General features: G+C 65.7%; 10 protein-coding genes and 1 pseudogene. 3 read left to right on the forward strand and 8 right to left on the reverse strand.

Annotation, left to right across the window (positions count from 1 at the left end; translation table 11 throughout):
- Positions 1–212 precede the first annotated feature (212 nt).
- The gene (locus tag ACSQ3Q_RS17660) at positions 213–2,636 is read left to right on the forward strand and encodes a PAS-domain containing protein (protein ID WP_436135632.1); all 2,424 of its coding nucleotides are present in this window, start codon (positions 213–215) and stop codon (positions 2,634–2,636) included.
- On the opposite strand, the gene ACSQ3Q_RS17665 is transcribed toward ACSQ3Q_RS17660, so the two are convergent.
- The 3 genes and pseudogenes from ACSQ3Q_RS17665 to ACSQ3Q_RS17675 all read right to left on the reverse strand — a co-directional run bounded on the left by ACSQ3Q_RS17665 (position 2,605) and on the right by ACSQ3Q_RS17675 (position 5,314).
- Positions 2,605–3,573: an amino acid ABC transporter substrate-binding protein gene (locus ACSQ3Q_RS17665; RefSeq protein WP_436135633.1), complete on the reverse strand. Its 969-nt coding sequence runs from the start codon at positions 3,571–3,573 to the stop codon at positions 2,605–2,607. The two genes, ACSQ3Q_RS17660 and ACSQ3Q_RS17665, sit on opposite strands and share 32 nt — an antisense overlap.
- Positions 3,574–3,631: 58 nt before the next feature.
- On the reverse strand, positions 3,632–4,411 hold the full coding sequence (locus ACSQ3Q_RS17670) for an aspartate/glutamate racemase family protein (protein WP_436135634.1): 780 nt from the start codon (positions 4,409–4,411) through the stop codon (positions 3,632–3,634).
- Between the two features lie 12 nt (positions 4,412–4,423).
- Positions 4,424–5,314 (reverse strand): annotated as a pseudogene (locus ACSQ3Q_RS17675) (transporter substrate-binding domain-containing protein).
- Between the two features lie 414 nt (positions 5,315–5,728).
- On the opposite strand from ACSQ3Q_RS17675, the gene ACSQ3Q_RS17680 reads away from it, so the two are divergent.
- A complete protein-coding gene (locus tag ACSQ3Q_RS17680) occupies positions 5,729–6,943 on the forward strand; it encodes a D-amino acid dehydrogenase (protein WP_436135635.1) in 1,215 nt (404 codons plus the stop codon).
- A 64-nt stretch (positions 6,944–7,007) separates the two neighbouring features.
- On the opposite strand, the gene ACSQ3Q_RS17685 is transcribed toward ACSQ3Q_RS17680, so the two are convergent.
- The 3 genes from ACSQ3Q_RS17685 to yghU all read right to left on the reverse strand — a co-directional run bounded on the left by ACSQ3Q_RS17685 (position 7,008) and on the right by yghU (position 9,881).
- Entirely contained in the window at positions 7,008–7,934 is a 927-nt protein-coding gene (locus ACSQ3Q_RS17685) for a LysR family transcriptional regulator (RefSeq protein ID WP_436135636.1), read from the reverse strand.
- 382 nt (positions 7,935–8,316) lie between these two features.
- Positions 8,317–8,949, reverse strand: a complete 633-nt coding sequence (locus tag ACSQ3Q_RS17690) for a glutathione S-transferase family protein (RefSeq protein WP_436135637.1) — start codon at positions 8,947–8,949, stop codon at positions 8,317–8,319.
- A 20-nt stretch (positions 8,950–8,969) separates the two neighbouring features.
- Positions 8,970–9,881 carry a glutathione-dependent disulfide-bond oxidoreductase gene (yghU, locus tag ACSQ3Q_RS17695; protein WP_436135638.1) on the reverse strand — a complete coding sequence of 304 codons (912 nt, stop codon included), beginning with the start codon at positions 9,879–9,881 and terminating at the stop codon, positions 8,970–8,972.
- A gap of 412 nt (positions 9,882–10,293) precedes the next feature.
- On the opposite strand from yghU, the gene ACSQ3Q_RS17700 reads away from it, so the two are divergent.
- Positions 10,294–10,818, forward strand: a complete 525-nt coding sequence (locus ACSQ3Q_RS17700) for a GFA family protein (protein ID WP_436135639.1) — start codon at positions 10,294–10,296, stop codon at positions 10,816–10,818.
- A 148-nt stretch (positions 10,819–10,966) separates the two neighbouring features.
- On the opposite strand, the gene ACSQ3Q_RS17705 is transcribed toward ACSQ3Q_RS17700, so the two are convergent.
- The gene (locus ACSQ3Q_RS17705) at positions 10,967–11,731 is read right to left on the reverse strand and encodes an SDR family oxidoreductase (RefSeq protein ID WP_436135640.1); all 765 of its coding nucleotides are present in this window, start codon (positions 11,729–11,731) and stop codon (positions 10,967–10,969) included.
- Between the two features lie 117 nt (positions 11,732–11,848).
- Positions 11,849–14,707 (reverse strand): DNA polymerase I, encoded by a 2,859-nt coding sequence (gene polA / locus ACSQ3Q_RS17710; RefSeq protein WP_436135641.1) that lies wholly within the window; start codon positions 14,705–14,707, stop codon positions 11,849–11,851.
- Positions 14,708–14,727 lie beyond the last annotated feature (20 nt).

Below are 14,727 nucleotides of genomic sequence, written 5' to 3' on the forward strand. Positions count from 1 at the left end.
GCCCTGGAGTCTAGGACGTTTACGAACCCGGTGCAGACCGGCCCCCGCGCTTGGGGGAATTTATGGATGACATGCCCACGACTTTCTGCGAACCTGTTTAAGCCCTGGCCAAACCGCAGCCCCATTGCACCTCGGTGGTGCGACCGCGATGTTGGCCTTGGCACCGCAACGCCTATCGCGGCCGACATTTCACCCAGACCGACCGACAGACCATGAACCCTGCTCCGCCGCGCGACGACCCCACGGCCTTGCCGGTGGTAGCTGCCTGTGGCCTGGGCGGGCTGGCTCTGCTGGGGTGGGCGTTGGCCAGCCACACGCTGCACACGCCAGCACGCACGGCGCTCATCTGCGCAGGGGCCATGCTGTTGCTGGTGGCCGGCCTGCACTGGCGCATGGCGCACCGCACCCAGCGGCTGCAGGCCGAGGCCCATGCAGCGCAACACGCGGCGCAGCGGGCCGGCGCGCAGCTGACGGCCACGCTCGACATCCTGCCCGCCGGGCTGGCCATCTACGACGCGGACGACCGCCTGGTGCTGTGCAATGCCCGCTACCGCGAGGTAGCGCCCGGGGTCTCGATGCACCTGGACTACGGCACACGGTTTGAAGACGTTCTGCGCCGCATCGCCGCGTCGGGCGAGATCCTCGAGGCGGAGCCCCACATCGAGGCCTGGATCGCCACACGCATGGAGCGCCACCGGCAGGCCGCAGGAACCGCCCTGCAAGAGGTGCGTGGCGACCGCTGGGTGCAGCTGACCGAGCGTGCGCTGGCGGGCGGCGGCACGGTGGTGATGCGCACCGACATCACCGACGCCATGCACAAGGAGCGCGCGCTCAAGCAGGCGCTGCAGCATGCCGAGCGCGCCGAACGCAGCCTGCGCGAGGCGGTCGATGCGATGCCGGCGGGCCTCGAAATCTACGACGAGCAAGACCGCCTGGTGCTGTGCAACGAGCACATGGCGCGTCTGCGGCCGCAGGTGCCGGTGGAGGCGCTGCTGGGCAAGACCTACGAAGAGCTGCTGCGCGAAGGGCTGCGCCATGGTGTGCCGCAGGAGGCCGCGGGGCAGGAGGAGCTCTGGCTTGCGCACGAGCTGGCCATCCGCGGCCACCGGCCCGGCCCCGAGGTGCGCCGCTACCCGGGGGGCGTCTGGATGCACATGCACGAAAGCCGCACGCCGTCGGGCATGACCGTGTGCGTGCGCCTGGACATCACCGACCTCATCGGCCAGCGCCAGGCGGCCGAGGCGGCGCGGCAAGAGAGCCAGCAGATCCGCCAACTGCTCGAGCGCGCGGTGGAGGCCCTGCCGGTGAGCATCGAGATCTTCGACGAGCAGGACCGGCTGGTGCTGTACAACCAGCAGCTGTCGCGCATGTACCCACACATGAACTATGCGGAGCACCTGGGCCGCAGCTTCGCCGACATCCTGCGGCACTCGGTCGACCGGGGGCTGATCCCCTCGGCCCAGGGCCGCGAGGAGGCCTGGATCGCCGAGCGGCTGTCCGAGCACGGCAGCCGCACTTCGAACCTGGTGCAGCGGCTGGCCGATGGGCGCTGGATCAACATCTACGAAACCCGCACGCCCGAGAACTACGTGGTGGCTGTGCGTTTGGACATCACCGACCTGATCGAGCAGCGTCAGGCCCTGGAGTCCGCGCAGCACGCAGCCCAGGAAGCGCGCCAGCTGCTGCACGACGCCGTGGAGTCGCTGCCCGAAGGCTTTGCGCTGTTTGATGCCGACGACCGGCTCGTGGTGTGCAACGCCCAGTACCGCAAGCTCTACCCCATCTCGGCGCCCATGATCGTGCCCGGCAGCACCTTTGAAGAGATTGCACGCTACGGCGTGGAGCGCGGCCAGTACCTGGACGCCGTGGGCCGCGAAGAGGACTGGATCGCACAACGCGTGGCAGACCACCGCGCCGCCGACCACGCCATGCTGCAGCGCCTGCCCGATGGGCGCTGGCTGCAGGCCGACGAGCGCCGCACGCCGCAGGGCGGCATTGCGGGCGTACGCACCGATGTGACGCAGCTGGTGCGCAAGGAGCAGGAGCTGGCCGCCGCCAACGAAAAGCTCGCCCTGCTGTCCACCACCGATGGCGTGACCGGCATCGGCAACCGCCGCCGTTTTGACGACCGGCTGGCCACCGAATGGCTGCGCTGCGCGCGCCACCAGGCGCCGCTGGCGGTGGTGCTGATCGACATCGACCACTTCAAGCTCTACAACGACCACTACGGCCACCTGGCAGGCGACGAATGCCTGCGCCGCGTGGCGCAGCTGCTGCAGGCTTCCATCCGCCGCGCTGACGAGGTGGCCGCCCGCTACGGCGGAGAAGAGTTCGTGCTGCTGCTGCCCGATGCACCGCTGGCCGATGCCGTGACCGTGGCACAGCGCTGCCTGGACAGCTTGCACGGCGCCGCCCTGCCCCACCCACGTTCACCCACCGCCCCCATGCTCACCCTGAGCATTGGCGTGGCCAGCCTGGTGCCGCGGCCCGAGGTGGGCTCCGACACCCTGGTGCAGGCGGCCGACGCCGCGCTGTACCGCGCCAAGCACGGGGGGCGCAACCGCATCGAGGTGTTCGCACCCCACCCAAGCCCCGCGCACCCCGCTACTGCGGCACGTAGTCCGACGGATATTTGAGCGAGTCCACCAGCAGGTGCGACATGCGCATGCCCAGGTTCAGGCCCTTGGGCGGAATGGGCGAGGTGAACCATTTGTCGTACAGCCGATGCAGCTCGCGTGTGTGGATCAGCCGGCGCAGCTCTGCGTCCACCACGGCCTTCAGTTCGGGGTTGTCGCGCTCGAAGGCTACGGCGTAGGGCTCGATCGTCATGGGCTTGCCGATGACCTTCAGGTCCTCCGGGCGGCTGTGGCTGGCGCGCAGGCCGAACAACAGCACGTCGTCCATTGCAAAACCTTCCACCTTGCCGTCGACCACCCAGCCGAACCCCTCGGCATGGTCCTTGGCGGGCTCGATGCGCACCCGGATGGCCTTGGCCGCAGCCTCGCGCGCCAAGGAGTCGATGTTGGTGGTGCCTGCCGTGGACGCAAGCGCTTTGCCGTCCAGGTCTTCAATGCGCGAATATGGCTTGCCGCTTTGCACCACGATGCGCGAGGACGCGATGAAGTGCGCGATGGTGAAGGCCACCCGCTGGCGGCGCGCCGCGGTGTTGGTGGTGGAGCCACACTCCAGGTCGACCTCGCCCTTCTCGATGGCGTCGAACCGGTTGCTCGAGGTCACCATGCGGTAGGCCACGCGGGGTTCGCGCAGCTTGAGATGGCGGCCCAGTGCCTGCGCAATCTGCAGGCAGACATCCACGCTGTAGCCCATGGGGGTGCCATTGGCCACATACGACATGGGCACGGACGATTCGCGGTGGCCAATGACCACCACCCCGCTGGCCTGGATGCGCTGCAGGGTCTTGCCTGCGGTGCCGGGCGATGGCTGTTGGGGCGGCAGCGCTGACTGCGCACTGGCCATGCCCGCCACGGCAGCAAGGCACATCGCGAGGCCCGAGCGCCATGCCGACTCCCGCGCGCGGACCCGCACCGCCGCCTCTGTCTTGAGGAATGCCATCACTTTGCCTTCAGAGAAAAGGGGGCGCGCCGCAGCCGGAATGGCGCGTGCACGCGCTTCAACAGGTAGGGGCCATCTCGCGGTAGGCATGCCGCGCCAGCGCCGAGGCCAGCACCACCGAGGGGTTGACCAGCGACAAGCCCGGCAGGCGCGGGTGTTCGGCCAGGGCCAGCGGAATCTCGGTACAGCCCATGATGAGTGTGGACACGCCGTGGCGCTGCTGCAGCGCGAGCGACACCGACTCAAACCGCTGGCGCGCCAGCGTGTAGTTGCCGGCCTTCACGCCGTCGTAGATGCCCTGCATCAGCAGCTCACGCTCGTGCATCTCGGGCACAAAACAGCCGATGCCGGCGCGCTCCAGCTCGCCTTGGTAGAGGCCCGCGTCGTAGGCACCTTGCGTGGCCAGCAGGCCCACGCCGCGCACCTCGCGCGCAGCCATGTCGGCGACCACCTCTTGCACGCCGTGCAGCACCTCCAGCTGAGGAAACCGCTGCTGCAGGATGCCGTGCCAGGCGTGGGCCGTGTTGCAGGCAATGGCCACCACGCGCGCGCCCAGCGCTGAGAGCCGCCCCGTAGCCTGCAGCAGGGGTTCGGCCGGCTGGTGCGCGCCCGGGCGCGTGTCGTGCAGGGCCGCCGTGCGATCAGGGATCGGCACCTGCGCCAGCCAGTGTTCGGGGTAGGCCTGGTCGTGCACCGGAATGCCGAGGGCCCCCATGTGCTCGGTGCAGGCCTGCACGAACAGGCGCACAAAATCCGCCCCGGCAGCCGGCCCCATACCCCCCAGGATGCCCACCACCTGCGTGGCGGGGTGGTGGCGTGCAGACACACAAGAAAGCATGCTCGCGCCGCCTTACTGCGCTGGCTTGTCGCTCTGCGCGACCAGGTTCTCGCGCAGTTCCTTGCTCATCGGCAGGCTCAGGTTCTGGTTGCGCGGCGGCACGGGCGCGTTAAACCACTTGGCGTAGAGCTTTTCGAACTCGCCCGACTTCATCATCCCGCCGATCACGCCGTTGACCAGCGTCTGGAACTGCGGGTCGTCCTTGCGCAGCATGCAGGCGTAGGGCTCGACCTGCAGCGAGTCGCCCACCACCGCCCATTCGGCCGGGTTGCGCACATTGCCCATCAGGCCAAACAGCAGGATGTCGTCCATCGCAAACGCCTCGGCGCGGCCGCTGTCCACCAGCAGCACGGCATCGTCGTGGTCCTTGCCCAGGACGATGTCCATGTCGAGATTGTTGTCGCGGTTGTACTTGCGGATCACCTGCGCGTTTGTGGTGCCCGAGGTGCTGGCCACCTTCTTCTTGGCCAGGTCGGCGTAGTTCTTCACGCCCGAGGTTTTCTTGGTGAGCAGCCGCGTGCCGGTTTAGAAATAGTTGATGGCAAATTGCACGTCCTTGCCACGCACGCTGTTGTTGGTGGTCGATCCACACTCCAGGTCGATGGTGCCGTTTTGCAGCAGCGGGATGCGGTTTTGCGAAGTGACGGCCTGCAGCTCGACCTTGAGTGCCGGGTTGTTCACACGCTTTTTCACGGCGTCGACCACGGCGTTGGTGATGTCCACCGCAAAGCCTACCGGTGCGCCTGGCCCGGCCAGGTAACTGAAGGGCACCGACGACTCGCGGTACGCCACGGTGATCTTGCCGGACTCGGCAACCTTCTTGAGGGTGTCGGCGCTGACCACAGTGCTAGCCAGCAGGCCAGAAGCCACGATGGCGGCGGAGGTGACGGCAGAGAGCTTCATGGAAATCCCTTTGTGCAAAAGCAGATGGATGGAGGCAAAAACGAACCAACGATAGACAGGCAATCGAACTGAAAACCTGGCGAACAGACGATCGGATGAATGCAAAAAAACCGGAACGCAGGGCCACTGTAGAAATTTGCGCTGCCTTTGAACAATTCATTTGCGCAGGGTGGCCATGACCAAAAGTTATGCCGCCAGTTTGGTGCACACGGCCGCACCATCCAAGTGCTTGCAACAGGCATCTTTTTCCCGAAGGGGGGGCGCAGCTGTGCGGCGCGTCAGTCCCGGCCCCGCACATAACTTCTTGGCATGGCCTCCCATGGCATTGGCATTGTTCAAGCGCAGGCCCCCGCCCTACATTGACTTCCACCCACCCATCTATCCACCCACCCACTCACTCACAAGCCACACACAATGCAGGTATGTGTTCTCGGCGCAGGCATCGTCGGCCTGGCCACCGCGTATGAACTCCACCAGCGCGGCTTCAAGGTGACCGTGGTCGACCAGGCCCAGCCCGGCACGGGCGCCAGCGGCGGCAACGGTGCGCAACTGAGCTACAGCTACGTGCAGCCGCTTGCGGACGCAAGCATCTGGCGCCAGTTGCCACGTCTGCTGTTGTTGCCCCATTCGCCCCTCAAACTGCGCCCGCAATGGGACCCGCACCAGTGGCGCTGGGGCGTGGAGTTTTTGCGCGCCTGCAACCGGCACACGTCAGAGCGGAGCACGCGCCAGCTGCTGGAGCTGGCCGCGCTGAGCCGGCAACGGCTTGAGGCCATGTTGCAGGCCGAGCACCTCGACTGCGACTTTTCGACCACCGGCAAGCTGGTGCTGTACGACACGCCCGCAGGTCTGGCCGCAGCGCGCCGCCAGATGGAGCTGCAGCAGCCCTGGGGCAGCGCGCAAACGGCCATATCTGCCGCGCAGTGCGTGGCGCTGGAGCCCGCCCTCGCCCACTACCGGCACCACATCGCCGGTGCCATCCACACGCCCAGCGAATGTGCGGCCGATTGCCTCAAGGTGTGCCAGGGCCTGCAGAGCCTGCTGGCCGCACGCGGGGTACGCTTTGTGCTCGGTGCGCGGGTCGATGGCTTTGTGCGCCAGGGCCGACGCATCGTGGCGGCGCAAACGAGCGCCGGAATCATCGAGGCCCAGCAATTCATTCTGGCTCTCGGCAGCGCCAGCCACCAGGCCGCGCAGACACTGGGGTTCCGCCTGCCCATCTACCCGCTCAAGGGCTACAGCATCACGCTCGACATCGCAGATGCCAGCGGTGCGGCGCCACGCGTCAGCGTGACCGATGCAGCCCGCAAGGTGGTCTTCGCACGCATTGGCCAGCGGCTGCGGGTGGCGGGCATGGCGGAGCTGGTGGGGCACAACCACAGCATTCCACCCGCGCGCATTCAGAGCCTGTGCCAGGCCACCAGCGCACTGTTCCCCGGTTGCAGCGACTTTGCCGAACTGCGCCCGTGGACCGGCATGCGCCCCGCCACGCCCACCGGCGTGCCCATGGTGGGCCACCATCCCCAGGCGCCAGACAACCTGCTGCTGAACACGGGGCACGGGGCCTTGGGCTTCACGCTTGCGTTCGGTACGGCAGCCCAGGTGGCGGAGCTGCTCGCGCCTGTCTGATCTTTCTGCCCTGCGGTGAACTCGACCCGCTGCACACGGGCCCCGCGCTACAGACACCGCCCGTTTACTCGACCACGGGCACGCCCACGGACTCCATCGTCTCGGCCACCGCCTGCCGCATGCAGCGCGTCATGGCGCTGGCCAGCAGCGAGCTGGGCCGGTTCACCGTGCGCAGTGACTTGATGGGCACGGCAATGTGGGGCGCGAGCGCCAGCACATCGACCTTGCTACGGTCCGCCGAAGCGGCGGTGCACGCATCCACGATCGCCACTGCGTGCCCGTGGTGCGCCAACGCCAGTGCCGCATGGTAGGTCTGCACGGTGATGGCGGTGTTGAGCCCCACGCCTGCCTCGCGGCACGCATGGCTGACCACCGTGCCAATCGGGTCGCGCACATCCAGGCGCACCACCGGGGTCTCCGCCAGGTCGGCAAGGTGCACGGTGCCCGAGCGCACCAGCGCTGCATCGAGCATGCCCTTGGGCGCCACGCACAGCATGCGCCCATCGGCCAGATGCTCCTGCGTGAGCGAAGGGTGCGCCACGGCGCTGAACACAAAGCCCACGTCGGCTTCTTGCAGCACCAGGGCCGAGATGATCTGCGGCGAGTGCAGCGCATCGATGGTGATGACCACATCCGGATGGGCCTGGCGAAAGAACCGCAGCGCGCGCGGCAGCACTTCGTAGCTCAACGCAAGCACGCTCAGGATGTGCAGCTCCCCCTCGCGCCGGTCGCCCTTCAAACTGTTGGCCAGGCGCTGCACGTCATCGAGCTGTGTGAACAGGCGCTCGATGTGCGGGTACAGCGTCTGCGCCTCGGTGGTGGGGACCAACCGGCCCTTGACGCGGTTGAACAGGGGGAAGCCCAGTTGCAGTTCGGCATGGGCCAGGATGCGGCTGACCGCGGGCTGGGTGACGTTGATGAGGCGGGCCGCCGCACTCACGCTGCCGGTGAGCATGACGGCGTTAAAAACTTCAATGTGGCGAAGGCGCATAGGTTAAGAACCTGTTGAATGTCTTTTTCGGGTCGCACAAATGCCTCGCCGGGATGGGATGCTAGGCGCGGTGCGCAGTGGATAGCACCGCTATCCACAAGCGCCGCAACGCCGCAGACCGCCCGGCAAGGCACTTGCCCGAAGGGTTGGAGTGAAATCGGGTGATTGGACGCCCAGGCTGCTTGCATGGGCACGAGCCCACGCGGCGCATCCTAAGCATCCACTCCTCCCGATTGCACTCCAATGCGATCCCCAAAAAGACATTGAACAGGTTCTAAAGATGCAAGGAACGCGCCGGTTGCGCAATCCTTGAATCTCCCCATTGCAGAGACGGATGGCGGCGACCGGCGCGGTAAATCGCTTTGCGGAAGCAGCGGCAAGACTACAGGGACATCGACGGCCGCGCCGCCATGGCCGCACGCCAGCGCAGCAAATGCGGGTGCTGCTCGCCCGGCTTTTGTCTGACCACACGCGCAAAGTCCACCGCCACCACGGCCGTGATGTCCGCCACGCTGAAGCGATTCGTGGCGATGAATTCGCGGCCCGCCAGACGCTCGTTCAACAAGGCAAAGAACTGCGCCACCCGCACCAGACCACGCTCGGCCAAGGCAGGGATCTGGGGGTAGTCCACCGCGCCTGGCAAAGCCCGGTTGGCCATGGCGGGCGCACTGTTGCGCAGCGCCTCGGCAATGGCCAGCAGGCCTTCAAACTCCATGCGCCAGTTCCAGCTGGCGACCTCGGCTTTCTCCGCAGGCGTGTCGCCCAACAGCGGCGGGTTGGGATAGCGGGCTTCCACATACGCGGTGATCGCGGCGTTGTCGGCCAGCAGCAAGCCATCGCCGGTACGCAGCGCGGGCACTGTGCACTGCGGGTTGATCTGCCGGTAAGCGTCGCCCAGTTGCTCTCCGCTGCGCAGGTCCACCTGGACGGTGTCGTGGGCAACGCCTTTTTCTGCCAGCAGGATGCGCGCGCGGCGCGGGCTGGGCGCCGTGGCGCAGTCGTACAGGGTGATCATGGTGGCGCCTTGCAAAGCACTCAGCGGGCGGGCGACGTAGCGGAGGAAGCCGGCGCTGCAGCGTCCAGCTTGTCCTGCGTCTTTGTATCAAAGTCGCTGGCCTCATGCCGCTCACGCAGCTGGTTAGCGGGGTCGCCCGTGACACGATTCACCTTGCGTCCCCGCTGCACCGCCGGGCGCTTGGCAATCTGATCGGCCCAGCGCACCACATGCGTGTACTCATGCACCTGCAAAAACTCGCCGGACTCATAGGCCTGGCCCTTCACCAGCAAGCCATACCAGGGCCAGATCGCGATGTCGGCCACCGTGTACTCGTTGCCAATCAGAAACTCATTGTCGGCCAGCCGTTGGTTCAGCACATCGAGCTGGCGCTTGACCTCCATCGCATACCGATCAATCGCGTATTCAATCTTGGTGGGCGCGTAAGCGTAGAAGTGCCCGAACCCGCCACCCAAGAACGGCGCACTGCCCATCTGCCAGAACAGCCACGACAGACACTCGGCCCGCGCCGCGCCACTGGTGGGCAGAAAGGCGCTACCGAACTTCTCAGCCAGGTACATCAGGATGGCGCCGGATTCGAACACCCGCACCGGGTTGGCCGCATCGCTGCGGTCCAGCAGTGCGGGGATCTTGGAGTTGGGGTTCACCGACACAAACCCGCTGCCGAACTGCTCACCCTCGTTGATGCGGATCAGCCACGCGTCGTACTCCGCCCCGCTGTGGCCCAGAGCCAGCAGCTCCTCCAGCATCACGGTTACCTTGACGCCATTGGGCGTGCCCAGCGAATACAGCTGCAGCGGGTGGCGGCCTACTGGCAATTCCTTGTCATGCGTGGCACCGGCGATGGGCCGGTTGATGCTGGCGAACTTGCCGCCGCTCTCTTTGTTCCATTGCCAGACGGTGGGTGGGGTGTAGGGGATGGACTCGGGCATGCAGGGGCTCCAGGCAAATGTGGGACAGACGGCCATGCGGCCACGCGTTGCCTGACGAGTTTAGCGATCACCCTGCGCGCCTGCATGCCCGCTACGCATACCCTTTTCGGCGACACTTCCAAGCCCTTTCATGCCGCAAGGCAAGGCTGGGGGGCCCGCTGAGCCATTTGTGCCACTGGGCGCGCCCAGCGAAGACAACTGCACCCGGTGGCGACCCAGGGGCAATTCCTTGTCATGCCCCTGCGGTGGGCCGTTGATGCTGGCGAAATTGCCGGCATCGCGATGGCGCTGCCCCGATAACAGTGGAGGATGACTTACCTCGGATTACTACGGCGTTGGGCGCAACCTCACAAACATTGCGCGACGCGATGAGTTAGAAGACCATGGGTGGCCTTTAAAAACGGAGAAAAACATGCGCTTGGAAGGGTCCTGTCATTGCCAGAAAATCAGGTTCACCGTAGAGGCCGCTGAGCCGGTCCCCTTCATGCGTTGCTACTGTTCCATCTGCCGCAAGACGGCTGGAACCGGCGGCTACGCCATCAACCTGGGCGCGGACACCCACAGCATGCGAGTGGTGGGGAAGCGCTACCTGCGCATCTATCAGGCGACTTTGCGCGATGACGTGGGTTCTCGCTCCAAGGTGAGCCAGGCGCGGCGCTATTTTTGTGCGCGGTGCGGAAGCGCACTGTGGGTTTGGGACCCGCGTTGGCCCGACCTGGTGCACCCTCACGCAGGTGCTATCGACACGCCGCTGCCCCTTGCTCCAGAAAACGTGCACATCATGCTCGACTCCAAGGCACCATGGGTCGAGGCTGAGGGTAGCGAAAGCGATCCCCGTTTCGCCAAGTACCCGAGCATGTCGTTGGCTCAGTGGCACCATCACTGGCACTTGGCCCCGCCGACCAAGATGCCGGCAAATCCGGATGTCGATCAATAGCCCGACTGTCTCGGTGCGTGCCACAACGGATCAAGAAGCAGAGTGATCAGGTGGTGCGGCCGCTTGTTATCCCGCACAGCGCTCGAACAGCCTGGACGACCATTTGTTGCCAAGTCGGCGTGTCCGGCGCAAACCTCTACCAAGACTTCTACCCCCGGCCCACAAACGGCATCTTGGTCGCCATGACTGTGTGGAAGAGGACGTTCGCCTCCAACGGCAGATTCGCCATGTAGAGGACTGACTGCGCCACAACTTCGACGTCCATCAAGGGCTCCACCGCAATCTCGCCGTTGGCTTGTGGGACGCCTTTCGCCATGCGAGCAGCCAAGTCGGTCATGGCGTTGCCAATGTCGATCTGGCCAACCGCAATGTTGTAGGCACGGCCGTCTAGCGCTGCCGTTTTGGTCAAGCCCATCACCGCATGTTTGGTGGCGGTGTAGGCCGCTGAGTTGGGCCTGGGTGCGTGCGCAGAAATCGAGCCGTTATTGATGATGCGCCCACCTTGCGGGCTCTGGTCGCGCATGACACGGAAGGCCTGTTGCAGGCAATAGAACATGCCGTTCAGGTTCACATCCACAACATCGCGCCACTGCTGCGGCGTCCACTCCAAGAAAGAGCCCGGTGGGTTGCCCCGACCCGCATTGTTGAAAAGCAAATCCACTCGTCCAAAGCGTGCAACCGCCTTCGCAAAGAGGCTTTCAACGGCTGAGGCATCGGTGACATCCGTGGCAACGCAAAGGATCCTGTCAGCGGCGCCGTGAGTTGCGTTCGCTTGCGCTTGCACTTCATCCAGGTGTGCACTGCGGCGACCGGCCAGTACAAGACGGTAACCAGCGCCTGCCAGCGCGAGCGCGACTGCTTTCCCTACGCCGGACCCTGCGCCGGTGATTACTGCTACTTTGTCGTTGTTCATGGTACGGAGGTATGAATGAAGGTGGCAAGCGACTGGAAGTCCACGTGATGTTTGATTTGCCAACCTGAAATTTGCAAAGTGAAAACCGCTGGGCAATCTATTGAGAGATGCCTTCGCTCAATGCGCCTTATCCCAATTCGGCCCGACCCCCACCTCCGCCAGCAACGGCACCTTGAGCTCCGCGACCTCCGCCATCAATCGCGGAATGTGCGTACGGATCCACTCGACTTCGCCTTCGGGCAATTCAAAGACCAGTTCGTCATGCACCTGCATGATCATCTTGATGCCCGGCTTGTTCGCGTCCAGCTCCTGCTGCACCGCCACCATGGCCTTCTTGATCAAATCTGCCGCCGTGCCCTGCATCGGCGCGTTGATGGCAGCACGCTCTGCCCCGCTGCGGCGCGGGCCGTTGGGGGAGTTGATCTCGGGCAAATACAGGCGGCGGCCGAACACGGTCTCGACATAGCCCCGCGCCTTCGCCGAGGCCTTGGTTTCGTCCATGTACTGCTTCACGCCGGGGTAGCGCTGAAAGTAGCGGTCGATGTAGGCCGCAGCGGCCTTGGTTTCGATGCCCAGGTTCTTGGCCAGGCCAAAACTGCTCATGCCGTAGATAAGCCCGAAGTTGATGACCTTGGCGTAGCGGCGCTGCTCGCTGCTCACTTGATCGACCTCCACACCGAACACCTCGGCAGCCGTGGCGCGGTGCACGTCCAGGCCGTTGCAGAAGGCGTGCAGCAGCGATTCGTCACCGCTGATGTGCGCCATGATGCGCAGCTCGATCTGCGAGTAGTCGGCGCTGGCAATCACGCAGCCCGCAGGCGCCACGAAGGCCTCGCGCACGCGGCGGCCTTCGACCGTGCGGATGGGGATGTTCTGCAGGTTGGGGTCGTTGCTCGACAGGCGCCCGGTGATGGCCACGGCCTGGGCGTAGTGCGTATGCACGCGGCCGGTGCGCGGGTTGGCCAGGGCGGTCAGCTTGTCGGTGTAGGTGCCCTTGAGCTTGGACAGGCTGCGGTGCTCCAGCAGCTTGGCGGGCAGCGGGTAATCCTCGGCCAGCTTTTCCAGCACCTCTTCGTCGGTGCTGCGCGCGCCCGTGGCGGTTTTCTTGACCACGGGCATGCCGAGCTTGTCGAAGAAGATTTCGCCGAGCTGCTTGGGTGAGCCCAAGTTGAAGGGCTGGCCCGCGATCTCGTACGCCTCTTGCTCCAGCTGCATGATGCGCTGGCCAAGCTCGTGGCTTTGCTGGGCCAGCGTGGCAGCGTCGATCAGCACGCCATTGCGCTCGATGCGGAACAGCGTTTCGCTGCTGGCCAGCTCCAGCTCGTAGATGCCGCGCAGCTTGTCTTCGGCCTCCAGCATGGGCCACAGCACGCGGTGCACGTCCAGAGTCTGGTCGGAGTCTTCGCACGAGTAGGCCGCGGCCTTGTCCACCGCCACCTGGGCAAAGGGGATCTGGTGCGCGCCCTTGCCGCACAGGTCTTCGTAGCTGATGCCGGTGCGCCCGGTGTGGCGCTCGGCCAGGCTGGCCAGGCCGTGGGGTTTGTGCACTTCCAGCACGTAGCTTTGCAGCATGGTGTCGTGCGCGTAGCCCTTCACGTCGATGCCGTGGTTGGCGAACACGTGCTTGTCGTACTTGATGTGCTGGCCCAGCTTGGGGCGGCTGGCGTCTTCAAGCCAGGGCTTGAGCCTGGCCAGCACTTCGTCCAGCGGCAGCTGATCGGGCGCGTCGGGCCCGGCATGGCGCAGCGGGATGTAGGCGGCGGCGCCGGGCTCGACGCTGAAGCTGATGCCAACGATCTCGGCGCGCAGTTCGTCGAGCGAGGTGGTTTCGGTGTCGATGGCGGCCAGCGGGGCGGTCTGCAGGCGTTCGAACCAGCGGTCGAAGTCGGCCCAGGTGAGGATGGTTTCGTAAGACACCTCGCGGCCCTGCGCGGCCTCAGCCACGAAGTTCACCTCGGGCGAGGCGAACAGGTCGCCGCTGGCACCGGGCAGCGTGGCCGTGGTGTTGGCGGGCGCGTTGGGCTCCAGGGCGCGGGCCAAGCCCTTGAAGCCGAATTTTTGATAAAAATCGCGCAGCGCGCTGGATTCTTCTGGCTTCATAGCTATTGAATCAATAGCAGGCAAGCCGTCTACATGGCCGGCGAGGTCGCAGTCGGTCTTGATGGTGACAAGTTGCCGCCCGGTGGGTAGCCACGGCAGCGCGCCGCGCAGGTTCTCGCCCGCCACACCCTTGATCTCGTCGGCCCGGGCGATCAGTGCGTCGAGCGAGCCGTATTCGTTGAGCCACTTGGCGGCGGTTTTGGGGCCGACCTTGGGCACGCCGGGCACGTTGTCCACCGTATCACCCACCAGCGTCTGGTAGTCCACCATCAGCGTGGGGGCCACACCAAACTCGGCCGTCACGCCGGCCACGTCGCGCTTCTTGCCGTTCATGGTGTCGATGATGGTGATGTGCTCGTTGACCAGCTGCGACAGGTCCTTGTCGCCGCTGGAGACGATCACCTCCACACCCTGCGCGGCCGCCACGGCGGCCAGCGTGCCGATCACGTCGTCGGCTTCGACGCCCGGCACGCACACCACGGGCCAGCCCAGCAGGCGCACGACCTCGTGGATAGGCTCGATCTGCGCACGCAGGTCGTCCGGCATGGGCGAGCGCTGGGCCTTGTATTCGGGGTAGATCTCGTCGCGAAAGGTGGGGCCGCTGGCGTCGAACACGCAGGCGGCGTAGCCCGACGGGAACTCGCGCCGCAGGGCCTGCAGCATGTTGACCATGCCGCGGATCGCACCGGTGGCCGGGCTGTTGGGGTCGCCGGGCACCGCGCGCAGGTCGGGCATGGCGTGGAAGGCACGGTAGAGGTAGCTGGAGCCGTCCACCAGCACCAGGGTTTTTTTGCTGCCCGGCTGCTCCGGGGGCTGCGGCGGCTGACCGCCAGCGGGGGCGGATGAGCTGGGGGATACGGGGGATTCTTCGGTCATCCGCGGATTGTGCACGCGCA

The sequence above is a fragment of the Acidovorax sp. LjRoot129 genome, from assembly GCF_964253765.1.
Lineage (GTDB): Bacteria > Pseudomonadota > Gammaproteobacteria > Burkholderiales > Burkholderiaceae_C > Acidovorax.

What these genes read in the sequence shown, in the direction of transcription:
- ACSQ3Q_RS17690 (WP_436135637.1), bottom strand. Translation starts at nt 8,949, where the DNA reads ATGATCACCCTGTACGACTGCGCCACGGCGCCCAGCCCGCGCCGCGCG.
- ACSQ3Q_RS17700 (WP_436135639.1), top strand. Translation starts at nt 10,294, where the DNA reads ATGCGCTTGGAAGGGTCCTGTCATTGCCAGAAAATCAGGTTCACCGTA.
- ACSQ3Q_RS17680 (WP_436135635.1), top strand. Translation starts at nt 5,729, where the DNA reads ATGCAGGTATGTGTTCTCGGCGCAGGCATCGTCGGCCTGGCCACCGCG.
- polA (WP_436135641.1), bottom strand. Translation starts at nt 14,707, where the DNA reads ATGACCGAAGAATCCCCCGTATCCCCCAGCTCATCCGCCCCCGCTGGC.
- ACSQ3Q_RS17665 (WP_436135633.1), bottom strand. Translation starts at nt 3,573, where the DNA reads ATGGCATTCCTCAAGACAGAGGCGGCGGTGCGGGTCCGCGCGCGGGAG.
- ACSQ3Q_RS17705 (WP_436135640.1), bottom strand. Translation starts at nt 11,731, where the DNA reads ATGAACAACGACAAAGTAGCAGTAATCACCGGCGCAGGGTCCGGCGTA.
- ACSQ3Q_RS17660 (WP_436135632.1), top strand. Translation starts at nt 213, where the DNA reads ATGAACCCTGCTCCGCCGCGCGACGACCCCACGGCCTTGCCGGTGGTA.
- ACSQ3Q_RS17670 (WP_436135634.1), bottom strand. Translation starts at nt 4,411, where the DNA reads ATGCTTTCTTGTGTGTCTGCACGCCACCACCCCGCCACGCAGGTGGTG.
- ACSQ3Q_RS17685 (WP_436135636.1), bottom strand. Translation starts at nt 7,934, where the DNA reads ATGCGCCTTCGCCACATTGAAGTTTTTAACGCCGTCATGCTCACCGGC.
- yghU (WP_436135638.1), bottom strand. Translation starts at nt 9,881, where the DNA reads ATGCCCGAGTCCATCCCCTACACCCCACCCACCGTCTGGCAATGGAAC.